The organism is Actinomycetospora chiangmaiensis DSM 45062 (assembly GCF_000379625.1).
Taxonomy (GTDB): Bacteria; Actinomycetota; Actinomycetes; order Mycobacteriales; family Pseudonocardiaceae; genus Actinomycetospora; species Actinomycetospora chiangmaiensis.
Genome location: NZ_KB903218.1, coordinates 11,978 through 35,201, shown reverse-complemented (window position 1 = coordinate 35,201; position 23,224 = coordinate 11,978). Strand labels below are relative to the sequence as shown.

Here is a 23,224-nt window from a genome sequence, read left to right as displayed (position 1 = left end):
CCTCACGGCCACTCACCGACCCCAGTGCACGACCGACGCCCAGGCCGTCGGCCGCGCCAGGACCGCGCTGGCGGCCTGTACCTGCAGAGGCGCCGGCATGGCGTCGGGTAGGGACCTCGCCCGGTCCAGAGCCCACAGTTGGGCCAGCCGTAGCGCCTCCCACACGGGCAGCTGATCGTGATGCAGGTAGTGATGGACCATGAACATCAGAGGAGGGGCCACCACGTCGGAGACCGGCCACTGGGTGCACAGCACCGCACGCACACCCCGAGCCAGCAGGGCGGAGGCCAAGCTGTAGGCCTCGTCGTGCCCGAGGACTGAACCGCCGCTCCGGCATGCCGAGAGAACTACGAGCCCGATGTCCCGCCCGGGCCCAGCGGTCGTTCGACCGACCAGGTCCTCGGCGTGCAGGCTGCTCCCGGCCGCGAGGACGACGTGGGCGGTCGGCTTAGGCCCCACGGCGTCGACCACGGCGTGGCAGGCCAGATGAGCGACGGTGCCCTCCGCCGGATCGTCGGAATCGAGCCACTCCAGGACCTCTGTAGCGGTACCCGCCCCGGAGGGACTCGGGCCGGACGGGCGTCGGCCGAGAAAGCGCGCTCCTCGATAGAAGACCCGCTGAATGGCGTACCCCTCGGCGCGCGCGTGTCGCAGCTGGGGCTCAGCACTCAGCGCCCCGAGATCGGGGTCCGCCACCACGAGACCGGTCCGGGAGAGCGGCACCGGCGCGAGCGACGCCGTCCGGCAGAGCATCCGGGCCGATGCCACCTGCGTGATCGCGAGGCTCTCGACGGCGTAGGTGCCCTTCTCGTCGCGAGCAGCCGCCCAGGGCACGCGAGAGAGATCGCCCATCGGAACCAGGACGACCCGTCGAGGCCGCTCTCGATCCGGGGGCGGCAGTCCGGGGAGGTATTGCTGGACGAGCGGACGGAGCGCGGCATCCCATGCCCAGCGGCAGAGCGGCTCGAGGGAACCGGCGAATTCGTCCGCCGCGGTGTCGTCGCCGCTCGGCACCCGCCGTGCGGCCGCAGCGAAGTACCTCTCGATCACCGGGAAGGCGGCCACCGACAGGTTCGGGAGTCCGATGTAGCCGGCACGACCCGCGGCCGACACCACGACCGCGTATCCGATGATCGATCCGTCCCCCGGAAGGAGATAGACCAGCGCATCCGCCCCGACTGCCTGCAGGGCGTCGCCGATTTCCCCCACCCCGGGTGGGTCGAGCACGGAAGCCCCATCGTCCACGGCCGACGCAGCGGCCAACACCTCCCGTCGCAGCCCCGCGGGCAGGTTCCCCGGCCCGGCGGCGACCGCGGTGCGCCAGCGCGCGAGGAGGTCCAGGTCGCCGGAGGACCCCAGGAGCTGCTCGAGCGAGCCGGTCGCCGTTGCGGCGAACAGCGCCGCACCACGGCCCAGGTCGAGCGCCGTCACGGCGCGACGGGAGTCGCTGTGTCCGAGGCAGATCCGCGCGGCGTGGACGGCGTCAGCGCCGATATCCCGTACCGCGTGCCGGAGACCAGCCTGTGCATGGTGGGCCAGGACCTGCCAGACCTGCGCGCGCAGACCCTCCACGGCCGCCGCGCAGGCGCCGTCTCCGTCTCCGAGGAACCGCCGGACATCGGCAAGCGCACCGTCGATCACCGGGCGGACCGGATCCCGAGGTCCCGAGGTCCGGGAGCGCGCCTCCTCTAGCCGGTCGTGGGCCGCGCGGTAGTCGTCGAACCGTGCCGTGGCCTCTGCGCGTTGCATGAGCGCGATCGCGAGACCGACGAGGAGCAGGACATGCTCCTCCGTCCCGGCGGACGCCGCCCCCACGGCCTTCTCCGCTTGCCTCACCGCCTGATCGAGGCCGTCGCCGCCCCGGTTCCCCCCGTCGCCGCGCACGGCGCCTCCCCCCTTGCCGTCGCACATCATGGCCCACTGCACTCGTCCGCGGGACATCACCTCGGGTGAATCGACCGAGTACGGTGCGCTCCGTGAGCGACGACTCCGCCCGCAGCGAGACGATGTGGCTCGACCCTGCGGCGCAGGTGGAACTGCAGGCCCTGGTCGGCGAACTGGATGGCGTGGCCGCCGGTCCGAGGCGATGGGCGTCGGTGGAGGCCGCGCTCGCGCGCACCCTGGCGGCCGCGCGACGCGGCGACCGTGAGGAGTTCCGCGAGGGCGTCGCTGATCTCGCCGAGGCCACCCCGCATCGTGCGACCGGCATCGGGCGAGAGCCCGTCGTCGAAGCACCGCCGACCGTGCGGGCCCTCGTCACCGACCTGGCATCGCTCCTGGCCGCTGGCCCTACCGTGCCGCCGGACACCACGAAGCAACCGGCCCGGCATGCCAACTGAACTCTTCGGTCAGGAATTCGTCGGCTACGCCTATCTGCTGGTCGACCACAAGGCAGCGGCGGCGTGCTTGTGGACCCATGCGGTCGAACAGCTCTGTCTGGAGGACCAGGTAGGGGCTTACCCGAACGATCTGCCGGAGCACTTCGACACCACCGCCGAGCCGAAGCAGGGGATCATCGCCCTCCGCGAGCGCTCTGATGTCGGGCTCCACCAGGTGGTCCTGCGGCGGGTCCACGACGTCCTCGTCCTCGGGGTGCTGCGTTCGTTCGGAAACGACGGGACGAAAGGCTGGCAGCAGGCAGAGTCAGACTGGGAGACGCTGGTTGGCCCGCGCCGGGTAGGCCTTCTCGGCGCCGCGCGCATCCTGCAAGGCCGGGTCTCCTCGAAGGGACCCTTGAGCGTCGACGAGGAGCTCTGCGAGCGTGTCGGTGCCGCGGTGGACGGGTCGGCCGCGAATCCGGCCTGGACAGCCACCGGGACCGTCGTGCGATCGGCAGGGCTGGGCAAGTTCGCGGTCTGGACGGCGCCGGAACGAGGGGGTGGCGACATCGAGAATCACCGCCGCCTCGTCGTCCTCGCCAAGGAGTCGCGCGACGCAGAGCTCAGTGCCTGGACCTGGAGTCGTGGCACTCCGGAGATGACGCCTCTCGCGTCCTACCTCCTGCACGCCGCGACCTTGCGAGGCCTGGCATCGCGTCGTCCCGACGTGGCCGGCCTCCATCAGATGCTGCGCGAGAACGACCAGGCGCTCGGTGCGTTGGTGGAGCACATCAGCCCGCTTGCCAAGGACGACGCCGCAGACCCTGACGGCCTGATCAGAGCCTCGGCCCGGGTCCGGGCGCTCCAGGCGGACGAGTTCGGCCTGATCGCCGCGCTGGGCGAACGGGAGCGACTCCTCGCCGCCGTCGGCGTGACCACCGCGAACATGGCCGCCTATCTGGACATCAGAAAGCCGGGGGGCCCCTTCGCCGACGACTCAGCGCTCGCCGACTGGCACTGCGCACAACTCCGCGTCGAGGAGGCCTCTCTGCGGGAGCGCCTTCAGCGTGGACGGAGCATCACTGATGAGGCCGACAGCCTCCTGCAGTCGGCGCTCCAGGATCGCGGCGAGGAATTCCAGCTGCGACGAGAGCGCATCAATCTCGCGGCCACCGGTGTCGTGAGCGCGCTGCTCATGGCGCTGGCCGCGATCCAGGCCTTCCAGTACAAAGTTCCCGTCCCGGACCAGGTCAAGGGGCCAGTGGTCTTCGTCCTGACATGCCTTGCATTGCTCAGCTCGCTCCTCGTGCTGAGGAGCTGGAACCGGACCGGCCGACGGCAGGCGACGGCTCTCGTGGTGCTCGCCGCGACACTGCTCGGCGCCGGAGTGGGTTGGACGGTCGCGTCCGTCGTGGCTGAGCTGAGCGGCCGAATCGCACCGTCGAACGAGTCCTGGCTCGGCGCCGGGGTTGGTGCACTGATCGCGCTGGTGTCCGCCGTGACGGCGTCCCGCGCGGGCGGGCGCGAGAACCGTTCGGACCTCTCTCCTCCGGACACGAAGGGCGCCCTGGTCCGCAGCAACACGACGGAGCCGTGTCCGACGGACATGGCTGACTGATGGGGGTCAGTCTCGAGCTCTACCGGTCGTGGACCCGGTCAGGACTGCGAGGAAGCCGAGCACGGCCAGCTGGTCATGAATTCGTGCCCGCCCTCGCCGTCGCGCGGGCCGCTCGTACCGCTTCCGCGTCGTCCTGATTCATCAACCGGATCCCGAGCCAGCGACCGTCGGGCAATTGCACCGCGAAGTCGACCGGGCCGCCCGCCCACTGCACCACGTCGCGGGCGAGGTGGTGGTGGGCGAACGTCCACACGGCAGGGCGCGGCCGGATCCCGGCTCGGCCGACGACCCGCACGTCGATCGGCGTCACCGCCAGCACGACCTCCTCGAGCACGCCGTCTCCCGGCGTGAGCCACGCGGCGACGGCGGCCCCCTGGATCAGGGCCGAGTCGGAGCCAGCGAGCTCGCTGAGAGCCCGACGGGCCACCACGCGGTCCGCGAAAGCCGCCCCCGCGATCACCCGAGGGCCGCGTGGCCCTGCCGGTGGCACGAGCGCTGACGGCATCGCGGGCTGCTCGGTCTGGTTCGTCGGCGACGGCGCTGCAGCGCCGAAGGCCCGCCGGCCGAGGCGCTGGACGCACCATGCGCGCCCACGGTCGGACACGATGCCGAGCCCGTGGCGCTCGCCCTTGTAATGCCCGATCACGCCGACGCCCGGCAGCGACCCCATCAACTTCAGGCCCCGGTGTCCCTGCGGCCGTTTGTCGAGCTCCGCCTCGAGCTGCGTCAGCGTCCGGCCGATTCGGACGAGCGCCGCGGCCTGTGTCCGGCGGGTCGAATCCGCACGCTTCGCGCCTCCGGCGAGGGCCTCAGCCTCCTGTGCGGCCACGGCCGCATCGCGCGGGGCGGCGAGGTCCAGTCGGCGACCGAAGAGAACCTCGCCGATGAGTGACACGTGATCCTCCGTGTCCTCGATCCCGTACTCGACGGCGATCGCCACGAGGAGGAGCCCCTGCCCTGCCGCAGACAGCAGTTCCCGCACCGGCACCCGGTCCGAGGCCGCCCCCGTCAGCCCGGGGAGCGCCGCGAGCACGGCGGTCGCCCGCCCGAGGTTGGCGAACCACCAATCGCATCGCTGCTCGCGGCTCGCCGATTTCCAGGCAGGAGTGCCCGGACGCGTCGAGACCCATCGGTCGAGCCCCTGCCGGGCGTACTCGCCTCCCTGGCGGGCGAGCTCGCCCCCACGCCGGGCCAGGCTCTTCAGTCGGCCGCGGCGATCGCCCTCCACGACCGCCGTCTCCGTGGATGCCTCGACGATGCCGGGCGCGGTCTCGCCCGCCGCCGTGGCCAGGAACTGCGAGTCGCGCAGCGTGCGGACGAGGAAGGCGGACGCCAACGCGACCGCCCGCACCCCGACCGCCACCTGCGCGTCGGACATCGCCCCACCCATGAGCCCCCTGCCGTTGGTCGACATCGTCGACCAACGCGTCCGCGACCGGATGGGCCATCCGGGTCATGCTCGGGCGTCCGGACTAACGGCGCACGGTCGTGGTCGATGTCCTCGCCGGGGGCCCGGGTGCACCACGGCTCAGCACGGACGCTCGCCCCCCGGGGGCGGCAAGCAACATAGGGGGGTGGCGATGGCGGTGACCTTGGCGGCAGATGCTCCGCGCCACTCAGCCCTCTCCCCCGTCGTCCGACGAGCCATCGCTGGCGCCGTCGCCGTGGGGCTCCTGTCCGGCGCGATGATGGCACCGCTCGCGGGCTACGACCCACTGACGTTCGGCGTGAACGTCGGGGTGGCCGTCTCGGTGGCGGTGGCGGGCGTCGTCCTCGCCGGGGACCCGGACCAACGCACGACGGGACGCCTGCTCGTGCTGGTCGGCGCGCTCTGGGCGCTGTCCTGGGTCAACGAGTGGCGGTCGGGGCCGCTTCCGTTCCTGAGCGAGGTGATCGGGCCGGGGTGGTACGTGGCCGGAGCGGCAGCGCTCCTGCGGTACCCGCAGCGGACGATGTCCCGTCGTACGGCTACGACGTACGTCGTCGCCCTCGGGGTTTGGGGCTGCGGCGGCTCCACCGTCTGCGCCGTCACCGGCCGGCCCGAGTGGGAAGGCCTGCCGAGCGACGTCTTCTGGATCGGCTGGGATCTCGGCGAGAAGGCACACGGCCTGGTGTCCGCGGTCTGGTTCAGCGGGCTGGGCCTGTTGCTCATGGTGTTGTTGGTGATGCTGGCGGTGAAGCTCCGGCGCGCACACGGCCTAGGCCGGGTCGAGGCGCTGCCCGCCGTCGTGACGACGGCGTCGGTCACGCTGACCGGGATCGTGTTCGCGGTCGTGCACCTCGTCCCGCTGCCCGAGCGCACGCACGAGCTGGCCCTGGTGCTGATCGCGGTGGCCGTCCTGACGATCCCGGTCTCCTTCGTCGTCACGGCGGTCCGCACCCACATGGCTCGCGCCGCCGTGGCGGACCTCGTGCTGAGCCTGACCGAGGCACCCACAGCGTCGTCCGTCCGCGGGGCGCTGCGCACCGCGCTGCGCGACCCCAGTCTCGAGCTCTACTTCTGGCTCGCCGCCGAGAGGCGGTACGTCACCGAGGACAACCAACCCGACCCTGCGCCCGAGACCCACGAGGGACGCTGGGCGATCGAGATCGCCGACGCACACGGTGATCCGCTGGCGATGCTGCTCACCGACCCCGTGCTGCGACGCCACCGCGGCCTCGTCTCGGCGGCCATCGGCGCCGGCGGTCTGGCGCTGTCGAACGGCCGGCTCCACCAGCAGGTCCGCTGCCAGCTCGAGGAGGTGCGTGCCTCGCGGCAGCGCATCGTCGCGGCGACCCTGCGGGAACGACGGCGGATCGAGCGCGATCTGCACGACGGTGCCCAGCAGAGCCTGCTGGCCGTGAGCGCGACGCTGAGCGCTGCTCGGGTCCACGTCGACGACCAGCCGGCAGCGACCGCAGTGATCGCCCGCGCCCAGGAGGACCTGGCCCGCGCCCTCGGCGACCTCCGTGACCTCGCCCGTGGACTCCACCCCGCGGTGCTCACCGATCAGGGTCTCGGACCGGCTCTCGAGAGAGTCGCCGAGGGCCTGGGCATCCCGACCGAGCTCGACGTCCCGGAAGCCCGGTTCGACCCCGAGGTGGAGTCCGCGATCTACTTCGTCGGCGCCGAGGCTCTGACCAACATCGCTCGCCATGCACACGCGAACCGGGCGTGGGTGAGCGTCACGGTTGCCGATGACGCGATACGACTCCGCGTCGAGGACGACGGGCGTGGCGGCGCGCAGCCGGGAGCCGGTTCCGGCCTGCGCGGGCTCGAGGACCGGCTGCGAGCGCTCGGCGGGGATCTCGACGTGAGCGACCGCGCCGGCGGCGGCACGAGCGTGCGGGCGATGTTGCCGTGCGGATAGCGCTGCTCGACGACTCCGGCCTGTTCCGGGCCGCCCTGCGCCTGCTGCTCGAGACGGTCGGGCAGACCGTCGTCGGCGATGTCGCCCGGGGGGACGACCTCCTCCGGCTGGTGGAACGCGACCGGCCCGACGTCGCCGTCCTCGACATCTGCCTTACCTCCGCGCGCCGGGACGACGACGGGTTACGCGTCGCCGGCGAGCTGGCCGCGTCCCGTCCCGACGTCGGGCTCCTGGTGCTGTCGACCTACGACGACATCTCCTACACGACCCGCCTCCTACAGATCCGGAGCAGTGGCATCGGCTACCTGCTCAAGGACCGGGTGGAGGCGCCGAGCGCCCTCGTCGACGCCCTGCACCGCGTCGCGGTGGGGCAGACGGCCGTCGATGCCGACATCGTGGCGCGGCTCGTCCGCCACCAGCGGACCAGCGGCGCGCTCGACTCGCTCAGCCCGCGGGAGCAGGAGGTCTTGCGGCTGATTGCCGAAGGACGGTCGAACGTCGGGATCGGGGAGGCCCTCTCGCTGAGCGCGCGCACCGTCGAGGCCCACATCGCCAGCACCTTCGGCAAGCTGCAGCTGACGAACAGCGATCAGGACAACCGCCGGGTCCTCGCAGCCCTCACGTGGCTGCAGGCCAGCGGGAATGCCACACGGCACTGATCTGCTCCCCCGATCGGCGCAAGGCCGGTCCGTGCTGGCACGGAAGCTTGGGGAAGCACGATTTGACACCGTGTGAACGTCTACGAATTGGACTCACCGTGTCGGGAGGTCACCCTCTTGCAGTCCATCATGTACTTCGTCTCCGGCTTCCTCGTCGGGCCGTTCTGGGCGTTCATCAACGGCGTCGTGCTGGGCGTGGTGCTCTGGATTGCCCTGCTGTTCGGGAACTGGATGGGACTCGTGGCCATCTTCCTGCGGTGGCAGCTCCGGAACATCCTCACGCGCGGCTACGTGTTCCTCGCCCTCGAGGCCGTGGTCATGTTCGCCACCGCGAACGACCCCGCCGCGACATCGTCCCCCTCGACCGGTCGGCTCGTGAGCCTGTTCGTCGGGGTCACCGCCTCGGGCTTGCTGCTCTGGTCGGCCCGCCGGAGAGGGGTGCGGGGCTGGCTCCGGATGCTGCAGCGGACATTCTCCAGCGACAGGACGGGCGCGTCACCGCAATCGCCGGCCGGGCCACCTCTCCGGCCGCCCTACGGGCAGCGACGGCCGTACGGCCCGCAGGCTCCCTACGGGCCGCCACCACCGCCGCAGTACCCCCAGCCGCCCCACTACGGACAGGCTTACGGGAGCCCGTGGCCGCCCCCTCCACCACCGGGCCCGTACGGGTCGCCGCACTGACCGAGCGATACCCGAGGATCGTGTGGGTGGACACGACTCATCGGACGGAGCGCCCATCTCGCAACGACCTCGCATGTCCTTCGGGAACGACAGGCTGAGCGTCATCGGCCGTCGGAGGACAGGCCGGTCGTCGTCTCCCCGGTCCCGAATGCTGGGCATGCCGATATGGGCGTCACTCGCTCGTCACGCCGCTCCGCCCTTGTCGCCCCGGGTGGACGAAGACGCCAGAGCGACGGGTGCTCTTGGAGGCGGCGGAAGCGACACTGATCGGGGCGCCACTCGTTCGAGTGAACACTGGCCCGCGAATTCCACGATCGATAACGGATCGCCGCGACCGGGCGAACTCCCCGCCGTCACTGCCGCGCTTCGGGGGAACGCCATGACCAGCACCATCACCGCTCCGCGCCACGCCCGCCGTGAGGTCGAATCGTCGCCGTGGGTCTGGGACTCCGTCACCGCACCGATTCCGGTCCAGGCACCGCGCCACGTCGAGCAGCCGCCAGCGTCCCGCCCCTCGATCCTCCGCTGGGTCGGCCCGGGCGTCCTCGTGGGCACACTGCTGCTCGGGACCGGAGCCGGTGCATACGCGCTCGGTCATCACGACGCGACTCCGAATCCGACTTCCGTGGCGGTCACCGCGGGCCCGGGGTCCACCCCGACCACGGTCGCCGTGCGGGCCTCCACCGCCTCCGTCGCACCCGGACCGCAACTCGTCGACACCGCCGGCCGCACCGTGGAGGACGCAACCGCCGCGCAGGTCCGAGTCGTCTACACCGCACTGCAGCAGAACGACATCGATGCCCTCCGACGCTCGGAAGGCGGGGCCGGCTCCGACGACGGCCTCACGAGCTTCCCCGACCTCACGAGCTCAGCCGTCCGCAACCACCTCCTGGACGCTCTCCGCACCCGTCCTATACACGACGGGAACGGCTATCGGTACCGCTCGAGTGGTTACGCCCTGCAGTTCGAGCAGGCGGTCGGGCCGCTCGGCGCCGGCCTCGGCACGATCAGCGGCCCGTGGACCACCGCCACGGCCACCTCCCAGCCCACGATCGCGACGTCGAGCACCAACATGTCCCCGTCCAGCAGCGGTCCCACCGGGCGACACGGAGACGGCTGCGGCCCCTACGAGCACAACCTCGGTGGTTTCTGCAGCCCCGACACCGACGTGCTCGACGAGAACGGCAAGCCCGACCCGTCGAAGGCCGAGGTACCGGGCAACCTCGAGAACCCTTCACGAGGCGACTGAGAAGCGCAGACTCGGCGGCGCGGCCGACCGGTGTTTGCCTTCCCACTGGATCCGTGCATGCACGCGCCGACGGTCGCCTCATGCCGGGGACGGCGCGGGGCGCTCGCGCCGTCCCACGGCGAGGATGACCACCGCCACCACGGTCTGCCCGACGAGGACCGCCACGCCGACGCCGGTGAGACCGAGCGGGCCGACGAGGGCCCACGCGAGCGGGATGACGACGAGGACGGCGAGCGCCGGGATGCCGGCCTGACCCCAGCGGCGGTGCCGGACCCGCGCGAGGGCGATCCCGGCCGCGGAGATCGTGCTCGGCACCGCGGAGGCGGCCAGGAGCGCCAGGAGCGTCCCGCCGGTGCGGGCGTAGTGGTCGCCGAAGACGGCGAGCACCCACCGGGCCGCGACGGCCAGCACGATCGCGGCGGGGACGACCAGCGTGAGGACCTTCGTCGCCATCTCCCGTGCGGCGGGGGCGGCCTGGTCCGGGGACGCGGCGGCGTGCGCGACGAACGACTGCCCCATGCCCTGTCCCACCAGGTACAGGCTGAAGGCGATGGTCCAGCAGATCCCGAAGGTCGCGGCTGCGTCCGCCCCGAGGCGGAGCAGCACGAGGAGCGGCGGCACGGAGTAGACCGCGCCGAGGCACGCCGTCCCCACCCAGTCGAAGGCCACGTACCGGGCCATCGCACGGGGCTGGGCGCCGGGACCGATCTCCCCGCCCCGCGGGAGGACCCGCGACAGGTACCAGCCAACGCCCACCACGGCGACGACGCTCGCCACGCTCCAGGACACGGCGATGCCCGCCTCGACGCCGACCACGGCGGCCACCACGAGCAGACCGACCTTGAGCAGGGCGAACGCCAGGTTCTCGATCGGCACCACCACGGCCCGGTGCGCCGCGGTGAGCACGTAGTCCTGCATCACGAAGAGCGTCCACACCGGCGCCGCCAGGGCGAAGAGGGCGAACAGCGGGCCGTAGCCGACGGCGCCGACGAGGCCTGGCGCCCACCACCGGGCCCCCGCTGCGAAGCCCACGCCCGCGAGGAGGCCGACGCCCGCGGCCACGACGTAGCACCGCCCGACGAGCCGGCGCGCCTCCCCGCCGGCGTCCCCGAGGAAGCGCAGCAGCCCGCTCCCGAGGTTCAGCTGCGCGACCCCGGCGAGCATGGTGAGGGTCGAGACGATCGTCGTGTTGATCCCGACGACGGCGGGTGGGAACAGGCGGGCGGCGACGATCCAGTAGCCGAATCCGACCGCCGAGGACAGGCCGGAGCTGAGGACGAGCGCTGCCCCGTCCCGGTGCTGCGGGGCCCGCCAGCCCCGGAGGACGGCGGGTCGGACGGTGGTCAGGACGACGCCTCGGACGGGTGCCGCCGGGGGCGCTCCACAGGTTGAGGCGCGAGCGGGGTGTTGCCGAGCAGCAGGTCGGCCGCCTTCTCCGCGACCATCATCGTGGGGGCGTGGGTGGCGCTGTTCGGGCAGTGGGGCATCACGGACGCGTCGACGACGCGCACGCCCGTCAGCCCGTGTACCCGCATCGTCGCCGGGTCGACGACCGAGTCGGCGCCCGTGCCCATGCGGCAGGACGACGTCGGGTGCATGTCGGTCTCGCCGGTGCGCCGGACCCAGTCGACCACCTCGTCGTCGGTCGACACAGACGGTCCCGGGAACACCTCGCCGCCCTCGAAGGGCCGGAACGCCTCCTGGTCGAAGACCTCGCGCGTGAGCCGGAGGGCGTCCACCCAGAACCGGCGGTCGTTCGGCGTCGACAGGTAGTTGAACAGCAGCCGGGGTGCGACCCGCGGATCGGAGGAACGGATGCGGACGCTGCCGCGCGACTCCATGCTCATGTGGGCCATCAGCAGCTGGTAGCCGTGCTCGGGCGCGTTCTCGTGGAACGCCATCGAGACCGGGGCGAAGCCGACCATGAGGTCGGGCGCGTCGAGCTCGGGCCGGGTCCGGAGGAACCCGCCGCCCTCGAACAGGTTGGTCGTCGCCGGGCCGCGTCCGACGAGCCAGCCCAGCCCGATCAGCGGCCAGTTGCGCTTGTGCCGCATCGCCCCCATCGTCACGGGGACCGCGCAGGCGTGCTGGATCTTCCCGACGAGGTGGTCCTCGAGATAGCGCCCGACGGCGGGCAGCTCGTGGCGGACCCGGACGCCGGCGGCCACGAGGTCCACGGGGTCCCCGATCCCGGACAGCTGCAGCACCTGCGGCGAGTTGAACGCGCCGCCGGAGAGCACCACCTCCCCCGCGACGACGGCGTGCTCCCGTCCGCGCGCGTCGAGGTAGCGCACACCGGTCACGCGGTCGCCGTCGAGGACGAGACCCGTGACGAGGGTGCGGGTGCGGACCTCGAGATTGCGCCGATCCAGGACGGGGTGCAGGAAAGAGCGGGCCGCGGACACGCGTCGGCCGCGGGAGATGGTGCGGTCCCACGGTCCGAAGCCCTCGGGGTCCTCCCCGTTGAACCCCGGGATCACCGGGTGTCCCGCCTGGCGGGCCGCCGCGAACAGGGCGTCGAACAGCGGGTGCGTGACCGGTCCGCGCTCGAGGGTCTGCGGTCCCGACCGGCCCCGGAGCGCGGGCGCCGCCCCGTCCGCGTCCTCGCGGACGGTCTCGAGCCGCCGGAAGTAGGGCAGGCAGTGCTCGTAGTCCCAGGCCGCCAGCCCGGGCTCGGCGCCCCAGCGGTCGTAGACGGCGGGGTGTCCCCGCTGGAACACCATCGCGTTGATGCTGCTCGATCCGCCGACCAGCTTGCCCCGGGGATGGTGCATCCGACGGCCGAGCATCTCGGGCTCCGGCTCGGACTCGTAGCGCCAGTCGTGCCACCGGCTGCCCACCGGGAACGAGAGGGCTCCCGGGATGTGCACGGCGAGGTCCCACAGGTGGTCGAGGCGACCGGCCTCGAGGACCAGCACCCGCCGCGTGGGGTCGGCGCTGAGCCGGTTCGCGAGGACCGACCCCGCCGACCCGGCGCCGATCACCACGAAGTCGACCCTGTCCGCTCCTCGCACGGTTCCTCCTCGACGTCCGACCCGGGTGGCGGAGCGTGCGATCACGATTCGCCGTGTCGTCCGTGTCCGGAACCCGCACACGACGTAGGCACGCGCCGTCGTCTGGGGGATCCGGGAGCGTGACGGACGATCGACAGTGGGGACGTGCCCCTGGCGATCCGGACCCGGGCACGGCGGGTCCCGGACGGCGCCTTCGGCGACGGCCTGGCCCTCTCGCTGACGGCGGGTATCGGCGCGGCCGTCGGCATGGCGAGCTGGCTGTACGTCGCGCGGACACTGGACCCGGCGGAGGTCGGGCGGGCGTCCGCCTTCGTGTCGGCGTTCCAGGTCGTCGCCGGCTGCACCGAGGTGAACCTCGGGATCGCCCTGCTCCGTTGGCTGCCCCACGCGGGCCGGCACACGCGGAACCTGCTCGTCCGCTGCGCGCTCACCGTCGTCCTGCTCGCGGCCGGCGTCGGCGGGCTGGTCCTCCTGCTGCCGGGCGCCGGAGGTGTCGTCTCGGCGGTCGCGGAGGTCGGCGGCCCGGTCGTCGCCGGGGCCGTCCTCGTCCTCGCCTGCGTCGCGTGGGCGCTCTACCAGCAGCAGGACTACGTCCTGGTCGGGCTCCGGCGGCCCTGGTGGTGCCCGGGGCGGGCCGTCCTCTACGCCGTGAGCCGCGTCGTCGTCCTCGTCGTGGCGGGCGGCGCGACGAGCGCGGCGGTCGTGGTGGGGTCGTGGCTCGTCCCGGTCGCGGTGTGCGTGGTCGCGGCGGCCGTCGCCACCGTGCTGTGGACCCGCCGGCCCCCACCCGCCGTCGGGACCGAGCATCTCCCCCGGCGGCGCGACGTCGTCGCGTTCCTGGGCCCGACGTACGCGGGACAGATCGGCGTCACGCTGCTCGCGGGCCTCGTGCCGCTGCTGGTGACCGTCACGGTCGGGCCGGCGCCGGGCGCGGCCTTCTTCCTCATGTGGCAGGGCGTCACCGTGGTGGACGTCGTCGCGCAGTACTTCGTGGCCTCCGTCGCGGGGGCGGTCTCCCGCGACCCGGAGCACGGGCGGGAGCACAGCCGCGCGAGCCGGCGCCGGCTGCTGTGGCTGATGCTGCCCGCCCTCGCCGTCGCCGCGCTCGTCGCGCACCCGGTGCTGGCGCTCTTCGGTCCGGAGTACGCGAGCCACGCCGCCGTGTTCCGGGTGCTGCTGCTCGGCGTCGCGCTGCGCCTCTGGGTCATCCACCGGCTCGCCGAGTACCAGGCCTTCGGGAGGGGCGGGCGCTACGCGGCGCTGTCGCTGACCTCGGCGGGCCTCGTCGCGCTCGGCGCGGCGCTCGCCCCCGGGATCGCGACGACGGCGGGTCTCGATCCCCTCGTGCTCGTCGCCGGGTGCTACGTCGCGGTGCACCTGGGGTGCGTGATCGCGACGCGGCGCCCGTCGGAGCTCCCCTCCACCTAGGCCCGGTCAGCCCGCGTCCGACTGCACCGTCTCGACGAGGCCGTGCCGTACCGCGAGCGAGGCCGCCTCCAGGCGCGAGTGCACGCCGAGCTTGCACAGCACCGACCGCACGTGGCTGCGCACCGTCATCACCGAGATACCGAGCTCCTCGACCATCTGCGCGGTGGTCGACCCGTCGACCAGCATCGCCAGGCACTCGCGTTCCCGGACGGTGAGGGTGGCCGCGAGGCGGTGCACGGCGGTCGCGGCCTCGGAGCGTCGCGCGACGGTGCGGCGGGGCAGCCGCACGACGGTCTCGCCGCGCTGCACCCGGCTCAGCGCGTCGAGCAGCATCACCATGCCGCCACCCTTGGGCAGCAACGAGGCCCCGACCGAGCGCGCCGCACGCGCAGCGGCCTCGTCCACGTCGTCGGTGATGACCACGACGCGGGTGGCACCGCCGCCCGCCGCCGCCAGGCGGATGACCACCTCGTCGTCCTCGTCGGGCAGCGAGCGGGGGTCGACGAGGCAGAGCGCCGGACGACGGGCCCGGACCAGGTCGACCGCGGCCTCCGCCGTCGAGGCGAAGCCGACCGCATGGAGCGAGTATTCGGACAAAGCGCCACACAACAGCTCGGCAAACAGGACGTGTCCGTCCACCACGGCGATATCGGTCATATCCACCAGCCCCCTGGACCTTCTCTTTCCTGTTCTCCCGGACGCGCATCACCCCGACGCGTTGCATCACCCGATCGATTCTTCGGTCACCATCGGATAACAGAATCCGTGGCAGCACGGACAATATCAACACTACAGATACCTCAACTGAGCGATGAATAGATCTCGGCCCACTCCGTAACGTCACCGGACGTGAACGTAGTGCGAGTGCAGATCATCGCCGGACACCGACTCATGGCGGACTCGCTCGCCCACCGACTCGCACACGAGAACGATCTCCTGGTCCTCCCGCACCGCAGCCCGGAGGAACTGCTTAACGGCCCTCCGGGTCCGCGCGCCGACACCGCGATCATCGACGCGTCATCGACGTCGGAAATCTGGCCCCGGCTCGTGGAACTGCTCGCCGGGGCGAACGACACCCGCGTCGTCCTGCTCTCCGACGTCGACGACGCGGGCGAGGCACTCGTCGCCGCGCGGCAGGGGGTGGGGGCCTGGCTCCCGTCCCGCACCCGGGCGCACGAGATCGCCGACGCCATTCGGGCCGTGGCCGCCGGCCACACCCTCTACCCCTCCGACCTGCTCGGACCGGTCCTCGACGGGCTGCGCGAGGACGTGCGACTGGCCTCGTCCGCCCGCGTGGACGACGGACCACTGGCCGATCTGACGGAGCGGGAGCGGGAGGTCCTGGGGTGTCTGATCGACGGCGCGCAGAGCGGCGAGATCGCCCGGGAATTGGACATGGCGCCCAATACGGTGCGCACCCACACGAATCGCATCTTCCGCAAGCTGGGTGCCCACAGCCGACTCGAGGCGGTGCGCATCGCTCGTCACGCCGGGCTCATTCCGCGTTCGGACTCCCACCCGTCCGGGCGAGGGCCGTCGTCCATCAACTTGAGTAGTCGGACTGATGAGCGATGACGATGTGAAGCCGGAGATCTCGTTCCTAGACTCGTTCGCGCGATCATCGGGCGCCTCGATCACGGGGCTCTCCGACCGTGACCCGAGGAGATCACCCAGGTGAGCACGCCCCACTTGATTCCCGAACCGTCCCCGCCGAGCGAGCCGCGTCTGCGAGAGGGTCACCCGCCGGCCGCGGACACACGGATCGGCGTTTCTCTCGTCGTGCCCGCGCGCAACGAGGCGGCCAACATCGGGTGGGTACTCGAACGCGTTCCCGATTCCGTCGACGAGATCGTTCTCGTGGACGGGAGATCCCGCGACGAGACGATCCGCACCGCGCGCCTGGCCCGGCCCGACGTCCGGATCGTGGAGCAGGACGGCGAGGGCAAGGGCGACGCTCTCGCGGTCGGGTTCCGCGCGGCACGCGGCGACGTGATCGTCATGATGGACGCGGACGGGAGCATGTCCCCCGCCGAGATCCCCCACTACCTGTACTTCCTGTCCCAGGGATTCGACCTCGTCAAGGGGTCGCGCTTCATGCTGGGCGGTGGTTCGCTGGACATCACGCGGACGCGCCGGGCCGGCAACCGCGCCCTGATGTCGCTGGTGAACAACCTCTACGGGGTCCCGTTGACCGATCTCTGCTACGGCTTCGTCGCCTTCCACCGGCACGCCCTCGAGCACCTCGACCTCACCAGCACGGGCTTCGAGGTGGAGACGCGCCTGACCGTGTCGGCGCTGCGGGCGGGACTGCGGATCGCCGAGGTGCCGAGCCTGGAGCTCCCCCGCCGCGCCGGGGTGTCGAACCTGCGGACCTGGCGTGACGGGAGCCGGGTCCTCGGCTCCATCCTGCGCGACTACGAGACCACGATGAACGAGCAGGCGATGCGCCTGGCCCGTCGCTGGCCGCGCCGCCCCGGTCGCCCGTGGGGCGACGACACCACCACGACCCGTCTGAGCGTGTGATCCGGCACCGGAGGTCCGCCGGACCGCGTGGCCTCGGCCGCCCGGTCCGCCTGACGGTGCTCGCGATCGCTCTCGTGCTCGCCGTCGCCCTGGTCGCGGTCATCTGGGCGGGCCGGTCCGCGCGCGAGGCGGGGCCCGCCGCCGTGCCGTTCCTCCCGGCGGGGGTGGCCGACGGGCCGAGCGCCGCGGCGACGTACCGCTGGGGCACCCCGCAGTGGGACGACGAGTTCGACGGGACCGCCCTGAACCCCGACTGGGAGGTCTACGACAGCCCCGGGAACGGCGGCAACGGCGTCCGGTCGCCGAAGCAGGTGTCGGTCGGCGACGGCGTGTTGACCCAGTCCGGCACGGCCGACGCCACGACCGCCGGGATGTCGCTGTCCCACCACGACGCGCAGTACGGCCGGTGGGAGGCCCGGGTGCGCGCGATCCAGCAGCCCGGCGTCCAGGGCCGTCCCTACCACGTCGTGGTGGCCCTGATCCCGGTCGGCATCTCCTACGACCAGGGGCAGCACGACATCGACTTCGCCGAGACCGACATCGCGAACGGCTCGGTCAACCTCTTCGTGCACTATCCGAAGGAGAAGCAGGACTACGTCGCGATCCCGCTGGATCTGACGCAGTGGCACACCTTCGCGATCGAGGTGACGCCGAGCCACCTGACCTGGTACGTCGACGGCGTCCCGCGGGCCACGGACACCACGAAGGACGCCGTCCCGGAGTCCCCGATGGCGTTCAACGTGCAGCTCGACGCGAACCAGCCCAACGGCTACATCCCGGGTGAGGTCCAGTTGGACTGGGCCCGCTACTACCCGCTGCCCGCCACCGACGTCCCGGTGGTGCCGGCCCCGAAGCCTCACCAGGGCGACTACAACCCGAATTCCTGACGACGGGTCCGCGGGCACCGTCGGTCGACTCCCTCGACCGACGGCGCCCGTCGTCGTAGGTGTGCGGGTGCGGCCGGATTACGCGGACGGCGCGCCGAGGGACGTGACGACGACCGCGAGCAGCGCCGCGAGCAGGCCCGCCGCGGCGAGGACGGCGGCGAGGTCGAGCACCCGCACCACCCGGACCCGGCCCAGCGCCCGGTAGGGCACGCCGCCGGTCTCCCCGACCACCGCGCGCACGACGAGCAGCACGAGGAACACCCCGAAGGCGCCGGCCGCCAGGCGCATCGGCTCGGTCATGATCACCGGTGTTCCACCCTCCGCAGCAGGGCCGTCGTGTCGCCGGGGCCGTGGGACCCGTCGATCTCCCACACCACCCGGTAGGTTCCGCTGCCGGTCAGGCTGAGGATCGCGGTGTGGGTCCATCCCGGGGTCCGGTTCTGGAGCGCGACACCCTCCGCGTCCATCGTCGGGAGCACGAGGATCTCGTAGGGCTGCTCCTCGTCGGCGCAACGCAGGAGGTCGAGGTCGAGCTCGTCGCACCCGGCGGCCGAGTTCGTCTGCTCCACGTCCAGGACGTGCGAGACGTCGATCGGGCCCTGGTTCGCGAGCGGCAGGACCTTCGTCCCCGGCGGGGCGGCCGCCAGGACCGCCCGGGTCGTGGCGACCTCGTCCGGGGACACGGTCAGGTAGGAGTCGTTGCCCCCGCGCAGGGTGACGAGCAGCGCCAGCAGGGCGACCAGGCCGAGGGTCCCGACGACGACGGCGGCGGACCGCCACCGGCGCGTGAAGGCGCCGAGCGCCGTCGCGCCGAGCACGGCGAGCAGCGGCAGCGCGTAGAGCACGATGCGCAGCCCGACCTCGCCGCCGTAGCTCTGGGCGAGCACCAGCAGGGCCGGGACGAACGCCATGGCGAGGACGACGACCTCGCGGTGGCGGCGGAAGCGGATCCACGCCCCGACGAGCGCGAGGAGGTACGTGGCGAGGGCGACGAGGACCCGGCCGAGCTTGACGAGGAGCTGCCCGGGATCGCCGACGAGGCGCCCGATCAGTGCCGACCCGACCGAGCTGCTGACGTTGCCGACGTCGCCGGTGATGAGCTGCAGCTGCGAGACGAAAACATCGTGCGCGCCCACCAGGACCCACGTGAGCTCGGCCGCCACCAGCAGCCACAGCACGCGGCGGCCCCAGAAGCGGCCGGCGACGGCGAGCACGAACAGCTGGGCGCCCAGGGCGAACGGGGTGAGCTGGTGGTCGACGCAGACCGCGAGCACGCAGAGGACCAGGACGAACCAGGTCAGGAGCACCTGCGACGGCGGGAGGGCCGGGCGTCGCACCGGGCTCATCGCGGCGACGAGACCCCGCCGCAGGAGGCCGCTGCGGGGCGACCCGGCGTCGGGAACGGGCCAGCCTGCGTCCCGCCGGGTGGCGAGCGGGCCGAGCACGACGGCGAGGACGGCCAGCACGAGCACGATGGCGGTGGCCTGCGGGGAGAAGTAGTCCTGCTCGATCCAGTTCGTCCCGCAGAACAGCCAGGCCGCGACCCACGGCAGCCGGCCGGACCCGAGGAGCGGCCGGGCGATCGCGACGACCCCGACCGTCCACATCGCGACGATCACGGGGGGCGCCCACCGCAGGACGGTGTCGAGCGTGCCGCCGCCGCTCGCGCCGAGGATCCAGGACCACTGGGAGAAGAACCCGGCCCACCCGAAGCGGGAGTCGACGCCGACGGGGATGCGGCCGTGCGTGAGGAGTTCGTCGACGAAGCCCGCGTGCAGCCAGGCGGTCGGGACCCGCGCGCCGGACTCGACGACCGACGGCATGCCGGTCGTGACCAGGATCAGCACGCCGGTGGTGGCGGACAGGACGACCGTCCGTGCCGCGGTGAGGAGCTCGACGGCGCAGGCGAGGCCCGCGAGGACGATCGCCGCCCAGGCCCAATCGGAGAGCACCCCGGCCAGACCGAGCCCCGTCATCCGCGAGGTGTCGGTGGTCGCGGCGGCGAGCGGGAGACAGGCCAGAGCGGCGACGGCGAGCGCGGGCGAGGCGCCCGCCCTCCCCCACCCGGCGAGACGCGTCCGGATGCGACCGCCGTCGGACCGCGAGGGGCGCGGTTCGACGGCAGGCTCCGGCTCGGCGGCCTCCGGGATGTCCTCGACCTCGGGGGCGTCCACGACCGCCGGAGCCTCGGCCACCTCCGCCCCCGGCGCCCTTGCCGCGACCGCGACCGCGACGACCTCCTCGTCCTCCCCGACCTCCGGCGCCTCGTCGACTTCCGGCGCCTCAGGGGCGTCCAGGACGTCCGCCGCTTCCGGGGCCTTCTTGGCCTCCGAAATGTCCTCGGCCTCTGGAGCGTCCGCGACGTCCGGAGCCTCGGTCACCTCCGCGCCCGCAGTAGTCGCCGCAACCGCGTCGATCTCCTCGCCCTTCTCGACCTCCGGCGTCTTCTGAGCCTCGACGACCTCCGACTCGCGGGGAGCCGCCGCGACCTCCGTCTCGTCGAGAGCCTCCGCAACCTCCGAAGCCTCCGCCACGACCGACGCGTCCTCGGCCTCGACAACCTCCGGGGCCTCTGCGACTTCCGAGGTAGCCGCAACCTCCACGACCTCCGACTCGTCAGGAGCCGGCGCAACCTCCGACGCCTCCGGGACGTCCGCCACGTCCGACGCGTCCTTGGCCTCCGGGGTGTCCTCGACCTCCTCGCCCTCAACAGCCGCCGAGGCAGCCGGGGCTTCCACGACCTCCGGCTCCACCGCCACGTCCGGCTCCACCGCGACGTCCGGCTCCGCAACGTCCGGCTCCTCCGCGACGTCCGGCTTTGCCGGCGCCTCGGTTGCCTCCAGGACCTCCGCGGCGCCCGGGTCGTCCACGACCTCCGGGGCCTCGGCCACCTCCGTGGCCGCGGCCGGCACCGCGATCGCGACGACCTCCTCGCCCTGCTCCGCCTCAGGAACGACGGTGACCTGCGGGGCCGTCGGAGCTCGGCGGGTCAATGTCACCCGGGCCGGGAGGACGGGACGGACCGCGACGGTCGGGGCGTCCAACGCGGCAGTCGGCACGAGCGGGATGGCCGTGGTCGGTGCATCGAGGGCCGGGACCGGCGGGACGGCCGTGGTCGGCGCGTCCAGGGCCGGCGCCGCGACCGGCCGCATCGCGAGCGTCGGGGCGTTCAGCGACGCCACGTGGGCCACCCGGATCGTCGGCGCGTCCAGCGACTCGACCGCCGGTGGGCGCCGGGGAGACGGGGTGCGGACCTCGAGCGGTCGGTACCGGGCCGTCACGTCGCCGCTCCCGTGGGTGTCCTCCGATGGCCGAGACGCCCCACGAAGTAGGCCGCCTCCCGGCGGCGGCGTGCGCCCGGCGCCGCGAGCGAGGCGACCACCCGGTCCACGCGCCGGACGCCGGACCGGGCCGCCACCTCCTGGGTGTAGGCGCGCTGCGCGACGTAGATGCGGCGGCCGGCGTCGGCGGTGATGGTGCCGGGGCTGACGCGGAACGCGGCGAGGCTCTCCGGCATGCCGAGCATCGGGCCGTACTCGAGGAGCTGGAGGAACAGGTCGAGGTCGGTGACGAAGGTGGGGTCGCGTCGGAACCCCTCGGTGGCCTCGAAGGCGGCCCGCCGGAAGAGCAGCCCGGAGCTCGAGCCGATGGGGTTGGCGCCGCTGCGCACCACCCGGCGCAGCACCTGTCGTCGGGAACGCTTCCCGAGGAGCCCGCGCAGGGCGCGCCCGGGCGCGATCATCCGACCGTGGGCGTCGACGAGGTGCTGGCGGTGGGCGACCAGGGAGAGCGAGGCGTCGGCGTCGAGCAGCGGGACCTGGATCTCGAGGCACTGCGGGTGGATGAGGTCGTCGGCGCACAGGAACTTGATCAAGGGTGCCCGGCTCAGCGCGACGACCCGGTTCCAGTTGGCGTTGACCGGCAGCGTCTCCTCGTTGCGCTCGACGCGGACGCGTGGGTCGTCGAAGGAGCGGGCGATCTCGCCGGAGCGGTCGGTGCAGCCGTTGTCGAGGACGACGAGCTCGAAGTCGGTGAAGGTCTGCGCGAGAACGCTGCCCATGGTGACGGCGAGGGTGTCCTCGCCCTGGTAGACGGGGATGCAGACCGAGACGCGCGGGGTGCTCATCGGACGGCGATCGTGTGCCGCAGGAGCAGGGGGGCGCAGACGAGCGCGACCAGGTACAGCGCGCCGACGGGGTGGACGTCGCCGAACAGCAGCATCGACTCGCCGCCCAGGACGCCGACGGCCATCCCGACGCCGAGCGCGACGGTCCACGCCAGCGACACCGACGGTCGGCGGAGGAAGCCGGCCACCGCCCAGCCCGGTCCGAGCACCAGGAACAGGGCCGTGACGGCGAGTCGCCCGCCTCCCTGGGCGCCGACGAGCGCGGCCAGGCACGCGGCGACGCCGGCGAGCAGCAGGACGAGAGCCGTGGCGCGCCGGACCCCGACGTCCGCCGTCCAGGAGGCCGCGGCCAGGGTCCGCGCGAGGCCGACCAGGTAGCCGGCCGCGGTGACGAGCACGGCGAGCACCAGGGCGACGGCCGCGCCGAGGGCCCGGCGCCGCGCACCGCCCCGGACCGCGGACGCGAGCTCGCGCACGACCGCCCGCGGGATCGCCGACGCGACGTACGAGCGCTCGGCCGACAGTCCGTCCTCGCTCCCCACCCGCCGCGACAGCACGGCCTTCGACCGGCCCTCGCTCCGGCACCGCCGCACCAGGTAGGACCACCGGGTGCGGTTGACGGAGACACGGTGGTCGACCACCGCGTCGGGGACCAGGAGCACCCGGGCCCCGGGGTCGGCCTGCCGGAGCCGGATGCAGAGGTCGGTCTCCTCGCACCCGAGGGGCAGCGTGCCGCGCCGGCCCATGGACTCGGCGAACCCGCCGACCGCCAGGACCGGCTCCCGGCGCAGGGCCATGGAGCACCCCATGACGTTGCGGACCTCGGTGACCGGCCCCGACCCGTCGTCGGGAAGGTCTGGGGTGAAGCTGCAGCCGACGATCCAGAGCAGCTCCCGCGGCAGGCACGCGGGTGCCTCCGCCGGCCACCGCGGGGAGGCGCCGCCGCCGACGGCGACGACGGCCGGGTCCGCGAAGGGCACGACGAGGCGCTCGAGCCAGTCGGGCCGGGCGGCCGCGTCGTCGTCGAGGAAGGCGACGACGTCGCCGGTCACGTGCTGCAGGCCGGTGTTCCGAGCGCCGGACAGTCCCTGCGCATGCTCGTTGGGAAGGACGCGAACCAGCCCCGACCCGCCCCACTGCTCGGTGGCCCGATGAGCGAGAGCGGGGTTGTGGTCGATGACGAGGACGACCTCGTCGGGCTGCCGCGTCCCTGCCTCGAGCGAGGCGACGGACGCGACGACGTCGGTCCACCGGTCCTCGGTGTAGGCACACACGACCGCCGACACCCGCAGCTCACCGACCATGGACGGACACCCTCGCTCTCCGCCCGACGCCGTCTCCGGATGACCATCCTCATCAGCCGTCGCGGTG

Annotated in this window: 19 protein-coding genes; 10 read left to right on the top strand and 9 right to left on the bottom strand. The window is 72.8% G+C overall.

The window, feature by feature from the left end:
* Positions 1-12: 12 nt before the first annotated feature.
* The gene (locus tag A3CO_RS30085) at positions 13-1,884 is read right to left on the bottom strand and encodes a CHAT domain-containing protein (protein WP_157647061.1); all 1,872 of its coding nucleotides are present in this window, start codon (positions 1,882-1,884) and stop codon (positions 13-15) included.
* A gap of 92 nt (positions 1,885-1,976) precedes the next feature.
* On the opposite strand from A3CO_RS30085, the gene A3CO_RS0104830 reads away from it, so the two are divergent.
* A complete protein-coding gene (locus tag A3CO_RS0104830; RefSeq protein ID WP_157647059.1) occupies positions 1,977-2,339 on the top strand; it encodes a CATRA system-associated protein in 363 nt (120 codons plus the stop codon).
* Complete coding sequence (locus A3CO_RS0104825) at positions 2,329-3,936, top strand: CATRA conflict system CASPASE/TPR repeat-associated protein (protein ID WP_018331102.1); 1,608 nt, start codon at positions 2,329-2,331, stop codon at positions 3,934-3,936. Before A3CO_RS0104830 ends, A3CO_RS0104825 begins: the two co-directional genes overlap by 11 nt.
* A gap of 73 nt (positions 3,937-4,009) precedes the next feature.
* Here A3CO_RS0104825 and A3CO_RS35295 read toward each other — a convergent pair whose 3' ends face one another.
* Complete coding sequence (locus A3CO_RS35295; protein WP_157647057.1) at positions 4,010-5,164, bottom strand: hypothetical protein; 1,155 nt, start codon at positions 5,162-5,164, stop codon at positions 4,010-4,012.
* A gap of 457 nt (positions 5,165-5,621) precedes the next feature.
* Between A3CO_RS35295 and A3CO_RS30075 the strand changes: the two genes are divergently transcribed.
* The 4 genes from A3CO_RS30075 (at position 5,622) to A3CO_RS0104800 (ending at position 9,875) form a co-directional block, all read left to right on the top strand.
* Positions 5,622-7,286 (top strand): sensor histidine kinase, encoded by a 1,665-nt coding sequence (locus A3CO_RS30075; RefSeq protein WP_169510921.1) that lies wholly within the window; start codon positions 5,622-5,624, stop codon positions 7,284-7,286.
* Positions 7,277-7,945, top strand: a complete 669-nt coding sequence (locus A3CO_RS0104810; RefSeq protein WP_018331099.1) for a LuxR C-terminal-related transcriptional regulator — start codon at positions 7,277-7,279, stop codon at positions 7,943-7,945. The genes A3CO_RS30075 and A3CO_RS0104810 overlap by 10 nt, the downstream gene beginning before the upstream one ends.
* Before the next feature lie 117 nt (positions 7,946-8,062).
* Positions 8,063-8,626 (top strand): hypothetical protein, encoded by a 564-nt coding sequence (locus A3CO_RS0104805; RefSeq protein ID WP_157647053.1) that lies wholly within the window; start codon positions 8,063-8,065, stop codon positions 8,624-8,626.
* Positions 8,627-9,251: 625 nt separating this feature from the next.
* Entirely contained in the window at positions 9,252-9,875 is a 624-nt protein-coding gene (locus A3CO_RS0104800; protein WP_157647051.1) for a hypothetical protein, read from the top strand.
* A gap of 78 nt (positions 9,876-9,953) precedes the next feature.
* On the opposite strand, the gene A3CO_RS0104795 is transcribed toward A3CO_RS0104800, so the two are convergent.
* Positions 9,954-11,039, bottom strand: a complete 1,086-nt coding sequence (locus A3CO_RS0104795) for a hypothetical protein (protein WP_018331096.1) — start codon at positions 11,037-11,039, stop codon at positions 9,954-9,956.
* A gap of 179 nt (positions 11,040-11,218) precedes the next feature.
* Positions 11,219-12,889 carry a choline dehydrogenase gene (locus A3CO_RS30070; RefSeq protein ID WP_033413709.1) on the bottom strand — a complete coding sequence of 557 codons (1,671 nt, stop codon included), beginning with the start codon at positions 12,887-12,889 and terminating at the stop codon, positions 11,219-11,221.
* A 144-nt stretch (positions 12,890-13,033) separates the two neighbouring features.
* Here A3CO_RS30070 and A3CO_RS39335 point away from each other — a divergent pair, with 144 nt between their 5' ends.
* Positions 13,034-14,317: a lipopolysaccharide biosynthesis protein gene (locus A3CO_RS39335; protein ID WP_018331094.1), complete on the top strand. Its 1,284-nt coding sequence runs from the start codon at positions 13,034-13,036 to the stop codon at positions 14,315-14,317.
* Positions 14,318-14,323: 6 nt separating this feature from the next.
* Here A3CO_RS39335 and A3CO_RS0104780 read toward each other — a convergent pair whose 3' ends face one another.
* Positions 14,324-14,974 (bottom strand): response regulator transcription factor, encoded by a 651-nt coding sequence (locus A3CO_RS0104780; RefSeq protein ID WP_026204292.1) that lies wholly within the window; start codon positions 14,972-14,974, stop codon positions 14,324-14,326.
* A gap of 192 nt (positions 14,975-15,166) precedes the next feature.
* On the opposite strand from A3CO_RS0104780, the gene A3CO_RS35290 reads away from it, so the two are divergent.
* The 3 genes from A3CO_RS35290 (at position 15,167) to A3CO_RS35285 (ending at position 17,727) form a co-directional block, all read left to right on the top strand.
* The gene (locus A3CO_RS35290; RefSeq protein WP_157647049.1) at positions 15,167-15,892 is read left to right on the top strand and encodes a response regulator transcription factor; all 726 of its coding nucleotides are present in this window, start codon (positions 15,167-15,169) and stop codon (positions 15,890-15,892) included.
* A gap of 204 nt (positions 15,893-16,096) precedes the next feature.
* Positions 16,097-16,840 carry a glycosyltransferase family 2 protein gene (locus A3CO_RS0104770; protein ID WP_018331091.1) on the top strand — a complete coding sequence of 248 codons (744 nt, stop codon included), beginning with the start codon at positions 16,097-16,099 and terminating at the stop codon, positions 16,838-16,840.
* Between the two features lie 56 nt (positions 16,841-16,896).
* Positions 16,897-17,727 (top strand): glycoside hydrolase family 16 protein, encoded by an 831-nt coding sequence (locus A3CO_RS35285; RefSeq protein WP_157647045.1) that lies wholly within the window; start codon positions 16,897-16,899, stop codon positions 17,725-17,727.
* Positions 17,728-17,805: 78 nt separating this feature from the next.
* Here the strand turns inward: A3CO_RS35285 and A3CO_RS0104760 are convergent, their stop codons facing one another.
* From A3CO_RS0104760 to A3CO_RS30045, 4 genes are read right to left on the bottom strand one after another with little or no spacing between them, the layout of a single operon-like run.
* Entirely contained in the window at positions 17,806-18,027 is a 222-nt protein-coding gene (locus tag A3CO_RS0104760) for a hypothetical protein (RefSeq protein ID WP_157647043.1), read from the bottom strand.
* A 2-nt stretch (positions 18,028-18,029) separates the two neighbouring features.
* On the bottom strand, positions 18,030-21,008 hold the full coding sequence (locus tag A3CO_RS37845) for a hypothetical protein (RefSeq protein ID WP_020508839.1): 2,979 nt from the start codon (positions 21,006-21,008) through the stop codon (positions 18,030-18,032).
* Positions 21,005-21,853: a glycosyltransferase family 2 protein gene (locus A3CO_RS30050; protein ID WP_018331086.1), complete on the bottom strand. Its 849-nt coding sequence runs from the start codon at positions 21,851-21,853 to the stop codon at positions 21,005-21,007. The genes A3CO_RS37845 and A3CO_RS30050 overlap by 4 nt, the downstream gene beginning before the upstream one ends.
* Positions 21,850-23,157 carry a glycosyltransferase family 2 protein gene (locus A3CO_RS30045; RefSeq protein ID WP_018331085.1) on the bottom strand — a complete coding sequence of 436 codons (1,308 nt, stop codon included), beginning with the start codon at positions 23,155-23,157 and terminating at the stop codon, positions 21,850-21,852. Before A3CO_RS30045 ends, A3CO_RS30050 begins: the two co-directional genes overlap by 4 nt.
* Positions 23,158-23,224 lie beyond the last annotated feature (67 nt).

Excerpts from the sequence above, each read along its gene's own strand:
- A3CO_RS0104825 (WP_018331102.1), top strand. The coding sequence starts at position 2,329 with ATGCCAACTGAACTCTTCGGTCAGGAATTCGTCGGCTACGCCTATCTG.
- A3CO_RS30075 (WP_169510921.1), top strand. The coding sequence starts at position 5,622 with ATGATGGCACCGCTCGCGGGCTACGACCCACTGACGTTCGGCGTGAAC.
- A3CO_RS0104795 (WP_018331096.1), bottom strand. The coding sequence starts at position 11,039 with ATGCTCGCCGGGGTCGCGCAGCTGAACCTCGGGAGCGGGCTGCTGCGC.
- A3CO_RS0104780 (WP_026204292.1), bottom strand. The coding sequence starts at position 14,974 with ATGACCGATATCGCCGTGGTGGACGGACACGTCCTGTTTGCCGAGCTG.
- A3CO_RS0104760 (WP_157647043.1), bottom strand. The coding sequence starts at position 18,027 with ATGACCGAGCCGATGCGCCTGGCGGCCGGCGCCTTCGGGGTGTTCCTC.
- A3CO_RS30050 (WP_018331086.1), bottom strand. The coding sequence starts at position 21,853 with ATGAGCACCCCGCGCGTCTCGGTCTGCATCCCCGTCTACCAGGGCGAG.
- A3CO_RS30045 (WP_018331085.1), bottom strand. The coding sequence starts at position 23,157 with ATGGTCGGTGAGCTGCGGGTGTCGGCGGTCGTGTGTGCCTACACCGAG.